Below are 17685 nucleotides of genomic sequence, written 5' to 3' on the forward strand. Positions count from 1 at the left end.
GGAAGGCCCCGACGAGAGGAGCCGCGATGACCGATGCCCCACCCCGGACGCCCCCGCCCGAGACCGGGCCCCACCTGCTGCTGGTCGACGACGCGCGCGACATCCGCGAGCCGCTGGCGCGCTACCTGCGCGGCCACGGGATGCGCGTGACGCTCGCCGCCGACGCGGCCCGCGCGCGCGCGGCGGCCGAGGCGGGCGCGATCGACCTCGCGCTGGTGGACGTGATGATGCCGGGCGAGGACGGGCTGTCGCTGACGCGCTGGCTGGCGGGGCGTGGGGTGCCGGTGATCCTGCTGACCGCGATGGCCGAGGAGGCCGACCGCATCCTCGGGCTGGAACTCGGGGCCGACGACTACGTGGTCAAGCCGTTCAGCCCCCGCGAACTGCTGGCCCGCATCCGCGCCGTGCTGCGGCGCGCCCCGCCTCCGGCCCCGACCATCCCGGCCGGGCGGCGGCGCTTCGCGGGCTGGACCTATGACGGGGCCGCGCGCGAGGCCGCGCACGACGACGGGCGGCGCGCGGCGCTCACCTCCCACGAGGGCCGCCTGCTGGACGTCTTCCTCGCCCACCCGCGCGAGGTGCTGTCGCGCGCGCGCCTCCTGGACGTCACGCAGGGCCGCGAGGCCAAGCCCTACGACCGCGCCGTCGACAACGCCGTGGCCCGCCTGCGCCGCAAGCTGGAGGACGACCCCGCGCGGCCCCGGCTGCTGGTGACCGAATGGGGCGGCGGCTACGCGCTGGCCGCCGACGTGGAGGACGACGCATGAGGCGGTGGCGCCCCGACCGGCTGGCGGCCCGCTTCGCCCTGCTGCTGACGGCGGCGCTGCTGGCGGCCAACCTCGCGGCGCTGGGGCTGCTGGCCTTGGAGCGCGACCGGCTGGAGGGCCGCGCGCGCGACGAGGCGGTGCTGGCCCGCCTGCTGGCCGTGGCCCCGCTCATGGACGGCGCGGCGGACGCGACCCGCGCGCGGCTAGCGGAGGGGCTGTCGCGCCGCGGCCTGCGCGTGCGCATCGACGACCGCCCGGCCGTCGCCCCGGACGCGGGCGACCGGCGGACACGGCGCCTGCGCACGCGCGTCGAGGCGGCCCTCGAAGGGCGCGCCCTGCGCCTCGCCCCCGCGTCCGCCCGGGGCGGGCCGGCGGCGTCGCTCGCGCTGTCGGACCCGCCGGGCTGGCTCAACGCGACGTGGCGCGGCGGCCCGCCGCCGCGGCGCGGGGAGGCGTGGCCGGTGGTGCTGCTGCTCGCGCTCGGCCTCGCCGCCACGTTGGCGGTCGGCCTCGCGTTCGTCCGGCAGCTGACGCGGCCGCTCGGCGCGCTCGCCGCCGCCGCGCGCGCTGCGGGGCGGGGCGACCGCGCCGTCCGCGTGCCCGAGGACGGCGCGCGCGAACTGCGCGAGGCGGCGGCGGCCTTCAACGACATGCAGGCCCGCATCGCCCGCGCGGACGCCGAGCGGATGCGCCTCGTCGCGGCCCTCGGCCACGACCTCCGCACCCCGATCACGTCCCTGCGCATCCGCGCCGAGATGCTGGAGGAGGCGGGCGGGGAGACCGGCGCGGAGGCCGCCGCGATGGGCGATACCCTGCGCGAGATGGAGGTGATGGCCGACGGCCTGCTGGCCTTCGCCCGCGGCGAGGGGGAGGCGGAGGCCCCCGAGCGGATCGACCTCGCGCCGTGGCTCGGACGGCTGGCCGCCGCGCGGGGCGCGGCGGTGGGCGACATGGCTGCCGTGGCGGCGCAGGCCCGCCCCGTCGCCCTCGGGCGTGCGGTGGGCAACCTCGTCGACAACGCCCTGCGCTACGCGGGCGGCGCGACGCTGCGGCTGGACCGCGAGGGGGCCGAGGCGGTGATCGCCGTCGAGGACGACGGCCCCGGTATCCCGCCCGAGCGCTTGGGCGAGATGACCGAGCCCTTCCGCCGCGGCGAGGCCTCGCGCGGGAGGGACACCGGCGGCGCGGGCCTCGGCCTCGCCATCGCCCGTGCCGTGGCGGAGGCCCATGGCGGCGCCCTGCGGCTGCGCAACCGCGCGGGCGGCGGGCTGGCGGCGGAGATCAGGCTGCCGGCCGAGGCGGACGGCGCCTAGGGCGGCACGATCCCGTCCCGCAGCGGCGTGGAGCGGCCGAGGAGGGGCGCGCGGCGGCACCCGTCATGCGCGCGTCGCGTCCGTGCCCTAGGCTCCCCTGATGGCGGGCGCGACGGAACAGCACGACGGCCCGGAGGCACGGGGGCGCGCCGGCGCTTGGAACGCGCCCCCCGTGGCCGGACCGGATGGAGGAGGCGCGTCGCGGCGGCCCGCCGACCTCTCGCCCGCCCTGTCCTTATGGCTCGACGTCCTGCGCGTGCTCGCCGCCCTCGTCGTGGTGCTGGGACATGCGGGGAACAGGCGCTTCACGGACGGCGCCCTCTTCTGGGTCCGGGACTGGACGCTCGCCCCCGACGCGGTGATCGCCTTCTTCGTGGTCTCGGGGCTCGTCGTCGGGCGGGCGGCGGCGCGCGACGGCACGGGGCGAACGTATGCCTTCAACCGCCTCACGCGCCTCCTCGGCGTCGTGGGGCCGGCGCTGGTCCTCACGCTCGCGCTGGACGCCGCGGGCCGCGCGATCGATCCGGGGGCGTACCGGCCCGCGCATTTCGGCGACCTCGGCCCGGGTGAGCTCCTCGCCCGCGGCCTGACCTTCTCGCAGCAGTGGCGCGGGGTGGGGCCGCCGGTGCAGCTCGGCTCGAACGCGCCCCTGTGGTCGCTGAGCTTCGAGGCGGCCTACTATCTCCTCCTCGGCATCGCGCTCTTCGTCCGGGGGTGGCGGGTGCGGACGGCGCTCCTCGCGGCGCTCGGATGGCTTTTCGGCCTCTCGATCCTGCTCCTGCTCCCGACATGGCTGGCGGGGCTCGGCGTCTGGCACCTCATCCGCGCCGGGCGGATCCCGGCGCGGCGCGCCACGGCCATCCTCCTCGCCGTCCTCCCCGTCGCGGCCCTCGTCGCGGCCAAGCTGGCCCATCTCGACGAGGCGCTCCTGCAGGCCACCCCGCACTGGCTCGGCCCCGTCCGGCACCGGCAGGCCTTCGACTTCGCCCAGGAGGCCGCATGGAACGCCCTGCTGGCCGCAGGGCTCGCGCTGCACCTCGTCGGCATGGCCCGCGTCGCGCCGCGCCTCGGCACCGCCGCCGCCCGCGCCGTGCGCTGGTGGGCGGGGGCGAGCTTCTCGATCTACGTCGTCCACTACCCGGTGATGCACCTGATGGACGCGGTCCTGCCCGAGGACGTGCCGGCGAAGGCCGTCCTCTTCGTCGCGCTCCCCATTGCGGCGGGGCTGGCCTTCGCGCAGGTCTTCGAGCGGACGCTGCCCGGGATGCGGCGGGCGGTGGGACGGGCGATGCGGCACGGGGGGCGGTGACGCCGCGCGGCGCGGCGGTCCGCTTCGCATGGCGCCGTTCGCATCGGCCGGCGCACGCGCGCGCCCCGCCGAGCCGGACCGCGTCGCATCCCCGAGGGAAGCAACGGTTCGTCCGACCCTGGCCGGCTCGGCCCGGACGCGGGCGCTGGGCTGTTCCGTCCATGCTGAAACGGCTGGCAGGTCGCTGCAGGGCCGGGCAGGCCGCGGGACCATCGCGCCTTGGGGCGCGGGCGGCGCGCCGCAGGCTTGTCCCCGCGCGCGCCCGATGATCCCCCGAGCGGATGATGGACCGGCCGGATCCCTCCCGAGACCTCAGGATCGTCGTGGTCGAGCCCGACCGGGACCGCGCCCTGATGATCGTCGACGCCCTGCGCGCGGCCGGATCCTACGAGGCGGTGGTCGTCGGCCAGACCTCCGGCCTCGCGCGGCGCGTGGCCGAGGCGGCGCCGGACCTCGTCCTGATCGACCTCGCCAGTCCGTCGCGCGACGTGATCGAGGAGCTTGCCCTCGCCTCCTCGCCGATGGAGCGGCCCGTCGCGCTCTTCGTGGACGAGAGCGAGGAGGGCCTCGCCGCTGCGGCGATCGATGCGGGGTTGTCGGCCTACGTGGTGGCGGGGCTGACGGGCGAGCGCATCAAGCCGGTGCTGGACGCCGCCATCGCGCGCTTCGGGATGATCCAGCGGATGCGGGCCGAACTGGAGGCCACCCGCCGCGCCCTCGAGGAGCGCAAGGTGATCGACCGCGCCAAGGGTGTGCTGATGAAGGCGCGGGGCATACCGGAGGACGAGGCCTACGCCCTGCTGCGCCGCACCGCGATGAGCCAGAACAAGAGGCTCGCCGAGGTGGCGCAGGCGCTCGTGACGGCGGCGGACCTCTTGGGATGAGGCGGCCGCTCCGGATCGCGCATCTCCCCCTCGTGGACGCCGCCCCCCTCGTCGTGGCTCGGGACCTCGGGCTGGCCGAGGCCGAGGGGCTCACGCTCGAACTCGTCGCCGCGCCGAGCTGGTCGGCCCTGCGCGACATGCTCGGCACGGGGCAGGCGGAGGCCGCGCAGATGCTCTCGCCGATGCCGGTGGCCATGGCGCTCGGCCTCGGCGGGGTGCCCGGCGCCGTCGAGGCGCTCCAGGTGCTGTCGGTCAACGGCGACGTGATCGGGGTGTCTCCGGCCCTCGCCGCCCGCATGGGGCCGGTCCGCTTCGGCGACGCGGGCGGGGCCGGCGCCGCGCTGCTGGCCGCGGCGCGGCGCGCGCCGGTGCGGATCGGTGTTCCGTTCCCCTTCTCCATGCATGCGGAGCTCGTTCACTACCTGCTGGAGAGATGCGGTCCTCCCGCGCCCGGCGAGATCGTCATCCGCACCGTCCCGCCGCCGCTCATGGCCGACGCGCTCGGGGCCGGCGAGGTCGACGCCTTCTGCGTGGGCGAGCCGTGGGGCTCGGACGCGGTGGAGCGCGGGGCGGGCGCGCTGATCCTGCCGGGACGCGCGATCTGGGCCTTCTCGCCGGAGAAGGTCCTCGCCGCGCGCACCGGCTGGGCCGAGGCGCAGCCCGCGCGGGCGAGCGCGCTCATGCGGGCGCTGCACCGCGCCGCCCGCTGGCTGTCGGCGCCGGCCAACCTGCCGCTGGCGGCCGAGATGATGGCGCGCGACGGCGCGCTCGGCCTGTCGGTGGAGATGGTCGAGCCCGCCCTCACGGGACGTCTGCGTGCGGGATCCTCGGGCGAGGCGCACGTCCCCGGCTTCCTCGAGTTCCACGCCGGGGCCGCCGCCTTCCCGTGGCGCAGCCAAGGGGCGTGGATCGCGGACCGGCTCGCGCGGCGGCACGGGCTGGACCGGAAGGCGGCGCAGGCGGCGGGGCGGCGGGTGTTCCGCTCGGACCTCTACCGCCGCCTCGTGGGCGACCTCGCCGCCGACATGCCCGGCGCGTCGAGCAAGGTGGAGGGCGCGCTCGCGGTGCCCACGGCCGTCGCCTCGCGCCGCGGAATGCTGACGCTGCGCCCGGACGCGTTCTTCGATGGCCGCGTCTTCGAGCCGTTGCCGGGAGAGTGACGCGAAATTGTGCATTTGCGGCGCGACCGATGCCGCAGCGCAGAAAGTCCGCCGCCCCCTGCTTGCGGCACAGCCACGGGGCGTGCCAGCGAAGGGCATCGCCGGGCGGGCAACGGAGCCAGCCGGGGCGTCCGGTCCCATGACGCGGGCCTCTCCAGAGCATGGCCGCTCGATGCTTCGCCTGTCCCGAAGGGACCGGGCCGGAGCCGTCGCGCGGCCTTTTCCGTCTTCCCCCGTCGCCAGTCCGAGGGGGGCCAAATCCGAGGACCGTCATGATCCGCCACGTCGCCGCCGGCCTGCTCTCGGCCACCGCCATCGCCTCCCCCGCCTTCGCGCAGATGCTCGACCTCGAGGTCGACGAGCTGAAGCTGGGCTTCATCAAGCTCACCGACATGGCCCCGCTCGCGGTCGCCTACGAGCAGGGCTACTTCCTCGACGAGGGGCTGTTCGTGACCCTCGAAGCGCAGGCCAACTGGAAGGTGCTGCTCGACGGCGTCATCTCGGGCGAGCTGCAGGGCGCGCACATGCTCGCCGGCCAGCCCTTGGCCGCGACCATCGGCTACGGCACCGAGGCGCACATCGTCACGCCCTTCTCCATGGACCTCAACGGCAACGGCATCACCGTGTCGAACGAGGTCTGGGAGATGATGAAGCCGAACATCCCCGAGAACGCCGACGGCCTGCCGCAGCACCCCATCGGGGCCGAGTACCTCGCCCCCGTGGTCGAGGAGTTCAACGACCGCGGCGAGCCGTTCAAGATGGGCATGGTCTTCCCCGTCTCCACCCACAACTACGAGCTGCGCTACTGGCTGGCCGCCGGGGGCCTGAACCCCGGCTTCTACGGCGACGGGGACGCCACGGGGCAGATCGGGGCGGACGTGCTGCTGTCGGTGACGCCGCCGCCGCAGATGCCCGCGACGCTCGAGGCGGGGACGATCCACGGCTACTGCGTGGGCGAGCCGTGGAACCAGCAGGCGGTGTTCAAGGGCATCGGGGTGCCGGTCATCACCGACTACGAAATCTGGAAGAACAACCCGGAGAAGGTGTTCGGGATGACCGCCGAATTCGTGGAGGAGAACCCGAACACCGCGCTGGCCGTGACCAAGGCGCTGATCCGGGCGGCGATCTGGCTGGACGAGAACGACAACGCGAATCGGATGGAGGCCGTCGAGATGCTGTCACGGCCGGAATACGTCGGCGCCGACGCCGAGGTGATCGCCAACTCGATGACGGGGACCTTCGAGTACGAGAAGGGCGACGTGCGGGACGTGCCCGACTTCAATGTCTTCTTCCGCTACAACGCGACCTACCCGTTCTACTCGGACGCGGTCTGGTACCTGACGCAGATGCGCCGCTGGGGGCAGATCGCGGAGCCGAAGTCGGACGAGTGGTTCTTCGAGACCGCCGAGCGCGTCTATCGCCCCGACGTCTATCTCGAGGCGGCCCGGATGCTGGTCGACCAAGGCCTCGCGGACGAGGCGGATTTCCCTTGGGAGACTGACGGCTACAAGGCGCCGACGCCGGCCGAGGACATCATCGACGGGCTCGCCTACGACGGGCGGGCGCCCAACGCCTACCTCGAGAGCCTGACCATCGGCCTCAAGGGCGAGCAGGTTGTCGTGGGCGACCAGATCCAAGGCTGAGGGACGCGGAGCGGCGGGGCGGTCAAGCCCCGCCGGACCACCGTTCGCAGAGGGCGCCCCCCGTGCACCCCCCGTACATACGCCCGTTCATACGCGCGGCCGCCGCCGCAGCGCAGCAATCCCGGAGAGAGACCATGACCGCCGTCGATCCCGACCACCTCGAAGCCGAGCACCGCGAGGCGCGCCGCGCCCGGTGGTTCACCCGCATCAACCGCGCCGACGCATGGCTCACGGTGGCCGGCCTCGGCTGGCTGACGCCGATGCTGCGCGCCGCCGCGGGCGACGACCCTAAGGCGCAGGCGCGCGAGATCTGGCGCCTCGCCGGGGTGCCGCTCTTGGCGATCGTGGGCTTCCTCGTGGCGTGGGGGGTGCTTGCCCCGCAGGTGCAGACGTCGCTGGGCGCGGTGCCCGGCCCGGCGCAGGTCTGGGAGCAGGCGGTGAGCCTGCACGAGGACGCCGCGCGCAAGGCCGCGTCGGAGGCGCGGTTCCAAGAGCAGGTGGCCGCGCTCAACGAGCGGCGTGCGGCCAACGGCGAGGCCCCGGTCGAGCGGGCCTACACGGGCGCGCCCTCCTACTACGACCAGATCGGGACGAGCATCGGCACGGTCTTCTTCGGCTTCCTGATCGCCACGGTGATCGCGGTGCCCTTGGGCATCCTCGCGGGGCTGTCGCGGACGGCGAACGCGGCGCTCAACCCGCTGATCCAGATCTTCAAGCCAGTCTCGCCGCTGGCGTGGCTGCCGATCGTCACGATGGTCGTCTCGGCGGTCTACGTCACGAACGACGGCCTCTTCGCCAAGTCGTTCCTCGTCTCGGCGATCACGGTCACGCTCTGCTCGCTCTGGCCGACGCTGATCAACACGGCGCTCGGCGTGGCCCAGGTCGATCCCGACCTCGTGAACGTCTCCAAGGTGCTGAAGATGGGGACGTGGGCCAAGATCCGGAAGCTGATCCTGCCCTCGGCCCTGCCGCTGATCTTCACGGGGCTGCGGCTGTCCTTGGGCGTGGGCTGGATGGTGCTGATCGCTGCCGAGATGCTGGCGCAGAACCCGGGGCTGGGGAAGTTCGTCTGGCACGAGTTCCAGAACGGCTCCAGCCAGTCGCTGGCGCGGATCATGGTGGCCGTGCTGACCATCGGCATCATCGGCTTCCTGCTGGACCGCCTGATGTTCGCGGCGCAGGCCGCCTTCACCTTCACGAAGGACCGCTGAGATGGGCATCCTCACCCTGAAGGGCGCGAGCGTCAGCCACGGCGAGACCCCCGTGCTGCGCGCCATCGACCTCGACGTCGCGGAGGGCGAGTTCGTCGTCCTGCTGGGCTTCTCGGGGACCGGCAAGACGACGCTGATCAACCTGCTGGCCGGGCTCCAGGCGCCCACGTCCGGCGAGGCGACGTTCCGCGGTGCCCCGATCACCGGCCCCGGCCCCGAGCGCGGGGTGATCTTCCAGTCCTACAGCCTGATGCCGTGGCTGACGGTGTCGGGGAACGTCCGCCTCGCGGTCGAGTCGGTCTTCCCGGACCTGCCGCGCGCCGAGGTGGACGCGCGCACGGCGCATTACGTCGGCATGGTGGGCCTGTCCCACGCCGCCGCGCGCCGCCCGGCCGAGCTGTCGGGGGGGATGCGCCAGCGGGTCAACGTGGCCCGCGCCTTGGCGATGCGGCCCGAGGTGCTGCTGCTGGACGAGCCGCTCTCGGCGCTCGACGCGCTGACCCGCGCCAACCTCGCCGACGAGATCGAGCGCATCTGGGCCGCCGAGCGCCAGACCTGCGTCCTAATCACCAACGACGTGGACGAGGCCATCGTGCTGGCCGACCGGATCATCGCCCTGCGCCCCGACGGCACCTTGGGCGATGCGTTCGAGGTGGACATCCCGCGCCCCCGCGAGCGCGGCGCGATGAACCACCACGAGGGGTTCAAGCGCCTGCGCGCGGAGGTCACGCGCTACCTGATGGACCTCGGGATCGAGGCCAAGGCGGAGGCCACGCGCAGCCTGCCGAACGTCACGCCGATCCACGGCGTGCCCGCCGCGCAGAAGGCGGCGACCGAGGGCCTCTTGGACGAGCGGTTCCTGACCTTCAGCCAGCTCCACAAGGTGTATCCGACGCCCAAGGGGCCGCTGACGGTGGTCGAGGACTTCGACCTGCGGATGGACCGCGGCGAGTTCATCTCGCTGATCGGGCATTCGGGCTGCGGCAAGTCCACGGTGCTGACGATGGCGGCGGGGCTGAACGAGATCTCCAAGGGGGCGATCAAGCTGGACGGGCGGCACGTGATGGGCGCCGACCCCGAGCGGGCGGTGGTGTTCCAGAGCCCGAGCCTCTTCCCGTGGCTGACGGCCAAGGAGAACGTGGCGGTGGGCGTGGACCGCGTCTATCCCTGCGCCAGCCGCGCCGAGCGGCAGGAGGTGGTGGAGTACTACCTCGAGCGGGTGGGCCTCGGCTCGGCAATGGACAAGCCCGCGGCCGAGCTGTCGAACGGCATGAGGCAGCGGGTGGGCATCGCGCGGGCCTTCGCGCTGTCGCCCAAGCTGCTGCTGCTCGACGAGCCGTTCGGGATGCTCGACTCGCTCACGCGGTGGGAGCTGCAGGAGGTGCTGATGGAGGTGTGGGCCGCGACGCGGGTCACGGCCATCTGCGTCACGCACGACGTGGACGAGGCGATCCTCTTGGCGGACCGGGTGGTAATGATGACCAACGGGCCGCAGGCGACGATCGGCAAGGTCGTGGACGTGGACCTGCCGCGCCCGCGCTCGCGCAAGGCGCTGCTCGCGCATCCCGCCTACTACGCCTACCGGCAGGAGGTTCTCGACTTCCTCGAGGAGTACGAGCACGGCGCCACGCCGAAGCCCAAGGCCGAGCTGGAGGACGCGGCATGAAGCGCCTCGTCGTGATCGGGGCGGGCATGGCCACGGGCCGGGCCTTGGAGCACCTGTTCGAGCGCGAGCCGGGTGAATGGGCGGTCACGCTCTTCAACGCGGAGCCGCGCGGCAACTACGACCGGATCATGCTGTCGCCCGTTCTGTCGGGCGAGAAGGCCTTCGAGGAGATCGTGATCCACGACGCCGCGTGGTACGAGGCCCACGGCGTCGACTACCGCTTCGGCACGCGTGTGGCCGCGATCGACCGCGCGGCGCGCACCGTCACCTCCGAGGCGGGGGAGACCGTCGCCTACGACAAGCTGTTGATCGGCACGGGGTCGGACCCGTTCATGATCCCCCTGCCGGGCCACGACCTCGGCGGCGTCATCGCCTACCGCGACCTCGAGGACACGGAGCGGATGATGGCGATGGGCGAAGGCCGGAAGGTCGTCGTGATCGGCGGCGGCCTGCTCGGGCTGGAGGCCGCCGCCGGGATGGCCGCGCGGGGGGCGGACGTCACCGTGGTGCACCTCATGCCGCACCTAATGGAGCGGCAGTTGGACGAGGCGGCGGGCTACCTGCTGCGCCGGGCGCTGACGGAGAAGGGCATCGCGGTGCGCTGCGGGGCCAACTCGAAGGAGATCCTCGGGCGGGACGGGCAGGTCCGCGCGCTGCGCCTCGACGACGGGGCTGAACTGCCCTGCGACCTGCTGGTGATGGCGGTGGGCATCCGACCCAACGTCGCGCTGGCCAAGGCGGCGGGGCTGGCGGTGGGGCGGGGCATCCACGTGGACGACCACATGGTCACCTCGGACCCGGACGTGCTGGCCGTGGGCGAGTGCGTGGAGCACGACGGCGCGGTCTTCGGCCTCGTGGCGCCGCTCTACGACCAAGCGAAGGTGGTGGCGGCGACGCTGGCGGGCGAGGAGGCCCGCTTCGTGCAGCGCGACCTGTCGACCAAGCTGAAGGTGACGGGCTGCGACCTGTTCTCGGCTGGCGACTTCGCCGAGGGCGAGGGGCGCGAGGACATCGTGCTGCGCGACCCCGCGCGGGGGGTCTATCGCCGCCTCCTGCTGGAGGGGGACCGGGTGGTCGGCGCGGTGATGTACGGCGACACGTCGGACAGCGCGTGGTTCTTCGGCCTCATCAAGGACCGCGCGGACGTGTCGGGGATGCGCGACACGCTCATCTTCGGGCCCGCCTACCAAGGGGGGGCGCAAGCGGACCCTATGGCGGCCGTTGCAGCCTTGCCGGATGACGCGGAGATCTGCGGCTGCAACGGCGTGTGCAAGGGGGCCATCGTGGCCTCCGTGGAGGGGGGCGCCACCGATCTGGACGCGGTGCGCGCGGCGACCAAGGCGTCGGCGTCCTGCGGGACCTGCACGGGGCTGGTGAGCCAGCTGATCGCGCTGACGACGGGCGCGGAGGTGGAGGCGCGGCAGTCCATCTGCGGCTGCTCGGACCTGTCCCACGAGGAGGTGCGGCGCCTGATCAAGTCGCAGTCCCTCAAGACCATGCCCGCCGTCTGGCAGGAACTGGGTTGGCGCACCGTGGATGGCTGCCACGTCTGCCGCCCGGCGCTGAACTACTACCTGCTGGCGGACTGGCCCTTGGACTACGCGGACGACCCGCAGAGCCGCTTCGTCAACGAGCGCCGCCACGCCAACATCCAGAAGGACGGCACGTTCAGCGTCGTGCCCCGCATGTGGGGCGGCGTGACGACGGCGGACGAGCTGCGCGCCATCGCGGACGCGGCGGACAAGTTCGCCGTGCCCACGATCAAGGTTACCGGCGGCCAGCGCATCGACCTGCTGGGCGTGCGCGGCGAGAACCTGCCCGCGATCTGGCGCGACCTGAACGCGGCCGGGATGGTTTCGGGCTATGCCTACTCCAAGGGGCTGCGGACGGTGAAGACCTGCGTGGGCACGGACCATTGCCGCTTCGGGACGCAGGACAGCACGGGGCTGGGGATCGAGCTGGAGAAGGTACTCCACGGGTCGTGGACGCCCCACAAGCTGAAGCTCGCGGTGTCGGGCTGCCCGCGCAACTGCGCCGAGGCGACCTGCAAGGACATCGGCATCGTGTGCGTCGACTCGGGCTACCAGGTCGGCATCGGCGGCGCGGCGGGGATGGACGTGAAGGAGACCGAGCGATTGGCCGACGTCGCCACGGCGGAGGAGGCCATCGCGGTCGTCAAGGCGGTGACCCAACTCTACCGCGAGCAGGCCAAGTACCTGGACCGCATCTACAAGTGGGTGGCCAAGGTCGGGATGGACTGGGTGCGCGCGCGCATCGCGGACGAGGTCGAGCGCGCGGCGCTGGTCGAGCGGTTCGAGGTCTCGCAGTCGGTCTACCGCCATGACCCGTGGGCGCGGGAGGTGGAGAAGGCGGCCAAGTACGCGCCCGCCGCCGACCTGACGCTGGAGGCGGCGGAATGACCGTGCAGGACGCCGCTTGGATCGACCTCGGCCCGCTCGACGCCTTCCCCGCGCGGGGCGCGCGCACGCTGCGGACCGAACATGGCTGCGTCGCGGTCTTCCGCACCGGGGCGGACGAGGTCTTCGCGCTGGACGACCGCTGCCCCCATGCGGGCGGGCCGCTCTCCGAGGGGATCGTGCACGGGCGGTCGGTGACCTGCCCGCTCCACAACTGGGTGTTCGACCTCGAGACCGGCGCCGCGCGGGGCGCCGACGAGGGGCGGGTCGCCACCCATCCCTGCCGCGTCGAAGGGGGCCGCGTCCTGATCGACGCGGCCCGTCTGGTGCGGCGATGACCCGGACGACCTGCGCCTATTGCGGCGTGGGCTGCGGCGTGGTCGCGACGCCCGCGGCGGACGGCCTGCGGATCGAGGGCGACCCCGACCACCCGGCCAACTTCGGGCGCCTCTGCTCGAAGGGCGCGGCGCTCGGCGAGACGGTGGGGCTGGAGGACCGGCTGCTGCACCCCATGGTCGAGGGCGCGCGCGCCACGTGGGACGAGGCGATGGGGCGGGCGGCGGGCGGGTTCGCGGACACGATCGCGGCGCACGGGCCGGACTCGGTCGCCTTCTACGTCTCCGGCCAGCTGCTGACCGAGGACTACTACGTGGTGAACAAGCTCGCGAAGGGCTTCGTCGGCACCGCGAACATCGACACCAACAGCCGCCTCTGCATGGCCTCCACCGTGGCGGGCCACCGCCGGGCCTTCGGCGCGGACACGGTCCCGGGGCTCTACGCGGACCTCGAGGAGGCGGACGTCGTGGTCCTCGTCGGCTCCAACCTCGCGTGGTGCCACCCGGTCCTGTTCCAGAGGCTCCGCGCGGCCAAGGATGCCCGACCGGGGATGCGCGTGGTCAACGTCGATCCGCGCCGGACGGCGACCTCGGAGATCGCGGACCTCGACCTGCGGGTCGCGCCCGGAGGCGACGCGGCGCTCTTCGCGCGGCTCCTCGCCCATCTGCACGAGGCGGGCGCGGTCGACGCCGGATGGGTGCTGGGCCACGTCGCGGGCTTCGACGCCGCGCTCGACGCCGCGCGGGCCGCCCCCGGCGAGACCGGCCTTTCGGCGGCCGACCTCGGCGCCTTCCTCTCGCTGTGGACCCGCACGGAGAAGGTGGTGACCGTCTTCGGCCAAGGCGTGAACCAGAGCGCGCGGGGCACCGACACGGTGAGCGCGATCATCAACTGCCACTTGGCCACCGGCCGCATCGGGCGCCCCGGCATGGGCCCGCTCTCGGTGACGGGCCAGCCCAACGCGATGGGCGGGCGCGAGGTGGGCGGGCTCTCAAACACGCTCGCCTGTCACCTGTCGCTCACCGAGCCGGCCCACCGCTACGCCGTGCGCGCGTTCTGGGACGCGCCGGCAATGCCCGAGGCGGACGGGCCGAAGGCGGTGGAGATGTTCGAGCGGGTGGCGGACGGCACGATCCGCGCGATCTGGATCGCCTGCACCAACCCGGCCGTCAGCCTGCCCGGATCGGGCGCGGTGCGCGCGGCGCTCGAGGCCTGTCCGCTGGTCGTCGTGCAGGACGTCACCGCCCGCACCGACACCGCGCGCCTCGCGCATGTCCTGCTGCCCGCCCTCGCGTGGGGCGAGAAGGACGGGACGGTGACGAACTCCGACCGCTGCATCTCGCGCCAGCGCGCCGTGCTGCCGCCCCCGGGCGAGGCCCGCGCCGACTGGGCGATCTTCGCGGAGCTCGCGGCGCGGCTCGGCCACGGCCCGGCCTTCGACTACCGCGGTCCCGCCCAGGTCTTCCGCGAGCACGCGGCGCTGTCGGGCGTGGCGGCCGCGCTCGGCTCGGATTTCGACATATCCGCGCTCGCCGCCCTGACGGACGCCGCCTACGACGCGCTGGCGCCCGTCCACTGGCCGGTGACGGGCGCGCGCAGCGGGGGCCGCTTCTTCGGGGACGGGCGCTTCCTCACGCCCGACGGGCGCGCGCGGATGCACCCGGTGCGCGCCGGGGCGGCGGCCCCCGCGGGCGCTCCGCTGCGCCTCAACACGGGCCGGGTGCGCGACCAGTGGCACACGATGACCCGCTCCGGCGCGGCCGCGCGGCTGTCGGCCCACACGGCGGAGCCCTTCCTCGAGATCCACCCCGCCGACGCGGCCGCGCGCGACATCGCGCCCGCCTCCATCGTGGAGGTGTCCGGGGCCGGAGGAACGGCGCTCCTGCGGGCCCTCGTGACGGACCGCGTGCGCCCCGGCGACGCCTTCGCGCCGATCCACTGGTCGGGCGAGACCTCCGCGCGGGCCTGCGTGTCGGCGCTGGTGCCGCCGGTGACCGACCCGGTCTCCGGCCAGCCCGCCTCGAAGTCCGCCCGCGTGGAGGCGCGCGCGTGGCCCGCCCGCTGGTTCGCCTTCGCGGTGTCGATGGCCCGCCCTGACCCCGAGGCGCTTCCCGGCGCCTACTGGGCGCGGGCGCGCGTCGGCGCGGGCTGGCAGACCGAGCTGGCGGGCCTCGATCCGGTCGGGGATTGGGAGGGGGCCGCGCGGGCGCTCCTCGGCCTGCCCGACGCCGAACTCTCGGCGGTCGGCGACGCGGCGCGGGGGCGCCACCGCCTCGCCTTCCGGCGGGACGGCGCGCTCGCCGGCGCGCTGTTCGTCTCGCCCGAGCCGGTCGCGCTCCAGCGCGCCCACGTGGCCGCGCTCCTCGGAGAGGCCGGCAGCCCGCTCGCGGGGCGGCCTGCGGGGGACGTGCCCGACCCCGGTCCGACGGTGTGCGCCTGCCTCGGCGTCGGGTCGGTCGCCATCGCCGCCTGCGGTGCCCGCACCGTGGAGGCGGCGGGTGCGGCGACGGGCGCCGGGACGTCCTGCGGCTCCTGCCGACCGGAGATCGCCGCCATCCTCGCCGCGCAGGTCCGGCTGGAGGCGGCGGAATGAGCCTCGCGCCCATGGTGGCGGCCCTCGCGCGGGGGCCGGGCCGCTCGCGCCATCTGACGATGGCGGAGGCGGAGGAGGCCATGCGGCTCGTCCTCGCCGGGGATGCGGAGCCGGAAGCCGTCGGCGCGCTGCTGATGCTGATGCGCTACCGCGGCGAGAGCGCCGAGGAGGTGGCGGGCCTCGTGCGGGGGCTGCGCGCCGCGCTGCCCCGATGGCCCGGCCCGGCCCCCGCGCTGGACTGGCCGAGCTATGCCGCGGGACGAACGCGCGGCGCTCCGTGGTTCCTGCTGGCCGCGCGGCTCGTGGCCATGGCCGGCGGGCCGGTCCTGCTCCACGGCTGGAACAGCCACCAGGGCGCGCGGGCGGACGTGCGGGCGGCCTTGCCCCACGCCGGCATCCGCGTGGCCCGCGGCGTGGCGGAGGCGGGCGCGATCCTCGCCCGCGACCGCATCGCCTACCTGCCCGCGGAGGCGGCGCTGCCGCAGCTCGTGGACCTGCTGCGCCTGCGCTCGGTTCTGGGCCTGCGCTCGCCGCTCAACACGGCGGCGCGCGCGCTCAACCCGGGCGGCGCGCCCGCCTCGGTGCAGGGCGTGTTCCACCCGCCCTACCGCGCGCTCGCCGCCGAGGCGGCGGCCCTCCTCGGGCTGCCGCGCCTCGCCGTCCTCAAGGGCGGGGGCGGCGAGTTCGAGCGCCATCCCGGCAAGCCCACGCAAATCGACGGGCGGCGCGACGGCGCGCCCTTCGCCGCCGAGCTGCCGCCGCTGGCGGAGGCGCACCGTCGCCTCGCGGAGGACGACCACGGCCCGGACGCGCTCGCGGCGCTCTGGTCCGGCGCCCTCGCCGACCCCTTCGCCGAGGCGGTGGTCCTCGGAACCGCCGCGCTCGCGCTGGACGCGGCGGGCATCGACGCGGACCCGGTCGCGCTGTGGGCGCGCCGCACCCGGACGGAGGCCGCGTGAAGTCCTTCCCGATGTTCCTGACCCTCTTGGGCCGCCGCGTGGTGATCGCGGGCGGCGGCGAGGGGGCGGCGCAGAAGATGCGCCTGATGCTCAAGACCGAGGCGGAGATCGTCGTCGCGGCCCCCGGCCTCGACGAGGAGATCGCGGGCGAGGTCGCCGCGGGCCGCGTCCGGCACGTGCTGGGGCCCGTCTCCCCCGCCACCTTCGCGGGGGCCGCGCTCGTCTTCATCGCCACGGGCTCGGCGGCCGCCGACGCCTGCCTGCACGCGCTCGCCAAGGAGGCCGGGGCGCTCGTCAACGTCGTGGACCGCCCCGCGCTCTGCGACGCGACCACGCCGAGCCTCGTGGACCGCGACCCGGTGGTCGTCGCCATCGGCACCGAAGGGACGGCCCCCGTGCTGGCGCGGCGCATCAAGACAGAGATCGAGGCGATGCTCGACCCGCGGCTCGGCCCCTTCGCCGCCCTCATGGGACGGCTGCGGGGCGCCGCCGCGCGCCATGTGGCCCCCGCCCGCCGCCGCGCCCTGTGGGCTTGGGCGCTCGACGGGCCGTGGCATCGCTTCCGCGCGGGCGCGGAGCGGGAGGCGGCGGCCGCGCTGAAGGCGGCGATCCGCGCGGGCGGGCCCGGCGCCGAGGCGGGCGGGCGCATCGACCTCGTGGGCGCAGGCCCCGGCGCGCGCGACCTGCTGACGCTGCGCGCGGTGCGGCGCCTGCAGGAGGCGGACGTTATCTTCTACGACCGGCTCGTCGATCCGGCCGTGCTGGAGCTCGCCCGCCGCGACGCCGAGCGCGTCCTCTCGGGCAAGGCGGCGGGCGCCCATTCGTGGCCGCAGGCGCGGATCGACGCGGCCATCGTCGCGGAGGCGCGCAAGGGCCGCCGCGTCGTGCGCCTGAAGTCGGGCGACCCGTCCGTCTTCGGGCGCGCCGCCGAGGAGATGGAGGCCGCGCGGGCCGCGGGCATCCCCAGCGAGATCATCCCCGGCGTCACCGCCGCCTCCGCCGCAGCGTCGGCCCTCGGGCGTCCCCTCACCGAGCGGGGCCGGACCGATCGCCTCGTGATGGCGACCGGGACCAGCCGTCCCGGCGACGCGGATCCGGACTGGGCCGCGATGCTGACCCCCGGCACCACGCTGGCGCTCTACATGGCGGCCGGCCGCGCCGGCGAGATCGCGGCGCGCCTGCGGGCGGCGGGCGTGCCGGCGGGCACGGAGGTCGAGATCGCGGCCTCCGTCTCCACCCCGCGGGAGACCCTGCGCCGCTGCGACCTCGCCTCGCTCGGCGCCGAGCCGGTCGAGGCGCCGGCCGTGCTGCTGCTGCGCCATCCAAAGCGAGGGCCACGGGTCGCGGCGCCCCCCGACGTCGAGGCCGCGCGCGGGCCCGCATGCGCGCGGGCGCGACGGGCCGCCGCGGAGGCGTAGGAGCGGGGC

General features: G+C 74.8%; 13 protein-coding genes. All 13 read left to right on the forward strand.

The genetic code is table 11. The features are described from left to right. Positions 1–26: 26 nt before the first annotated feature. A complete protein-coding gene (locus tag JQC91_RS08550; RefSeq protein WP_203286378.1) occupies positions 27–767 on the forward strand; it encodes a response regulator transcription factor in 741 nt (246 codons plus the stop codon). Beyond that, a complete protein-coding gene (locus tag JQC91_RS08555) occupies positions 764–2080 on the forward strand; it encodes an ATP-binding protein (RefSeq protein WP_203286379.1) in 1317 nt (438 codons plus the stop codon). Before JQC91_RS08550 ends, JQC91_RS08555 begins: the two co-directional genes overlap by 4 nt. A 100-nt stretch (positions 2081–2180) precedes the next feature. Then, positions 2181–3389 (forward strand): acyltransferase, encoded by a 1209-nt coding sequence (locus JQC91_RS08560; RefSeq protein WP_203286380.1) that lies wholly within the window; start codon positions 2181–2183, stop codon positions 3387–3389. A gap of 281 nt (positions 3390–3670) precedes the next feature. Further along, positions 3671–4273 (forward strand): ANTAR domain-containing protein, encoded by a 603-nt coding sequence (locus tag JQC91_RS08565; RefSeq protein WP_238941378.1) that lies wholly within the window; start codon positions 3671–3673, stop codon positions 4271–4273. Then, a complete protein-coding gene (locus JQC91_RS08570; protein ID WP_203286381.1) occupies positions 4270–5433 on the forward strand; it encodes an ABC transporter substrate-binding protein in 1164 nt (387 codons plus the stop codon). The genes JQC91_RS08565 and JQC91_RS08570 overlap by 4 nt, the downstream gene beginning before the upstream one ends. Positions 5434–5708: 275 nt before the next feature. After that, complete coding sequence (locus JQC91_RS08575) at positions 5709–7076, forward strand: CmpA/NrtA family ABC transporter substrate-binding protein (protein ID WP_203286482.1); 1368 nt, start codon at positions 5709–5711, stop codon at positions 7074–7076. A 134-nt stretch (positions 7077–7210) separates the two neighbouring features. Then, positions 7211–8287, forward strand: a complete 1077-nt coding sequence (locus JQC91_RS08580) for an ABC transporter permease (protein WP_203286382.1) — start codon at positions 7211–7213, stop codon at positions 8285–8287. A gap of 1 nt (position 8288) precedes the next feature. Further along, positions 8289–9953 (forward strand): nitrate ABC transporter ATP-binding protein, encoded by a 1665-nt coding sequence (locus tag JQC91_RS08585; protein WP_203286383.1) that lies wholly within the window; start codon positions 8289–8291, stop codon positions 9951–9953. Further along, a complete protein-coding gene (gene nirB / locus JQC91_RS08590) occupies positions 9950–12373 on the forward strand; it encodes a nitrite reductase large subunit NirB (RefSeq protein WP_203286384.1) in 2424 nt (807 codons plus the stop codon). The genes JQC91_RS08585 and nirB overlap by 4 nt, the downstream gene beginning before the upstream one ends. Next, positions 12370–12708, forward strand: a complete 339-nt coding sequence (gene nirD, locus JQC91_RS08595; protein WP_203286385.1) for a nitrite reductase small subunit NirD — start codon at positions 12370–12372, stop codon at positions 12706–12708. Before nirB ends, nirD begins: the two co-directional genes overlap by 4 nt. Then, positions 12705–15299, forward strand: a complete 2595-nt coding sequence (locus JQC91_RS08600) for a nitrate reductase (protein WP_203286386.1) — start codon at positions 12705–12707, stop codon at positions 15297–15299. Before nirD ends, JQC91_RS08600 begins: the two co-directional genes overlap by 4 nt. Then, positions 15296–16258 carry a glycosyl transferase family protein gene (locus tag JQC91_RS08605; protein WP_203286387.1) on the forward strand — a complete coding sequence of 321 codons (963 nt, stop codon included), beginning with the start codon at positions 15296–15298 and terminating at the stop codon, positions 16256–16258. Before JQC91_RS08600 ends, JQC91_RS08605 begins: the two co-directional genes overlap by 4 nt. Continuing rightward, the gene (gene cysG / locus JQC91_RS08610; protein ID WP_203286388.1) at positions 16255–17676 is read left to right on the forward strand and encodes a siroheme synthase CysG; all 1422 of its coding nucleotides are present in this window, start codon (positions 16255–16257) and stop codon (positions 17674–17676) included. Before JQC91_RS08605 ends, cysG begins: the two co-directional genes overlap by 4 nt. The last annotated feature ends 9 nt before the right edge of the window (positions 17677–17685 follow it).

The organism is Jannaschia sp. Os4 (assembly GCF_016820245.1).
In the GTDB taxonomy this organism is placed as follows: Bacteria; Pseudomonadota; Alphaproteobacteria; order Rhodobacterales; family Rhodobacteraceae; genus Jannaschia.

Excerpts from the sequence above, each read along its gene's own strand:
- JQC91_RS08555 (WP_203286379.1), top strand. The coding sequence starts at position 764 with ATGAGGCGGTGGCGCCCCGACCGGCTGGCGGCCCGCTTCGCCCTGCTG.
- nirD (WP_203286385.1), top strand. The coding sequence starts at position 12,370 with ATGACCGTGCAGGACGCCGCTTGGATCGACCTCGGCCCGCTCGACGCC.
- JQC91_RS08580 (WP_203286382.1), top strand. The coding sequence starts at position 7,211 with ATGACCGCCGTCGATCCCGACCACCTCGAAGCCGAGCACCGCGAGGCG.
- JQC91_RS08570 (WP_203286381.1), top strand. The coding sequence starts at position 4,270 with ATGAGGCGGCCGCTCCGGATCGCGCATCTCCCCCTCGTGGACGCCGCC.
- JQC91_RS08565 (WP_238941378.1), top strand. The coding sequence starts at position 3,671 with ATGATGGACCGGCCGGATCCCTCCCGAGACCTCAGGATCGTCGTGGTC.
- JQC91_RS08605 (WP_203286387.1), top strand. The coding sequence starts at position 15,296 with ATGAGCCTCGCGCCCATGGTGGCGGCCCTCGCGCGGGGGCCGGGCCGC.
- JQC91_RS08600 (WP_203286386.1), top strand. The coding sequence starts at position 12,705 with ATGACCCGGACGACCTGCGCCTATTGCGGCGTGGGCTGCGGCGTGGTC.
- JQC91_RS08585 (WP_203286383.1), top strand. The coding sequence starts at position 8,289 with ATGGGCATCCTCACCCTGAAGGGCGCGAGCGTCAGCCACGGCGAGACC.
- JQC91_RS08550 (WP_203286378.1), top strand. The coding sequence starts at position 27 with ATGACCGATGCCCCACCCCGGACGCCCCCGCCCGAGACCGGGCCCCAC.
- JQC91_RS08560 (WP_203286380.1), top strand. The coding sequence starts at position 2,181 with ATGGCGGGCGCGACGGAACAGCACGACGGCCCGGAGGCACGGGGGCGC.
- nirB (WP_203286384.1), top strand. The coding sequence starts at position 9,950 with ATGAAGCGCCTCGTCGTGATCGGGGCGGGCATGGCCACGGGCCGGGCC.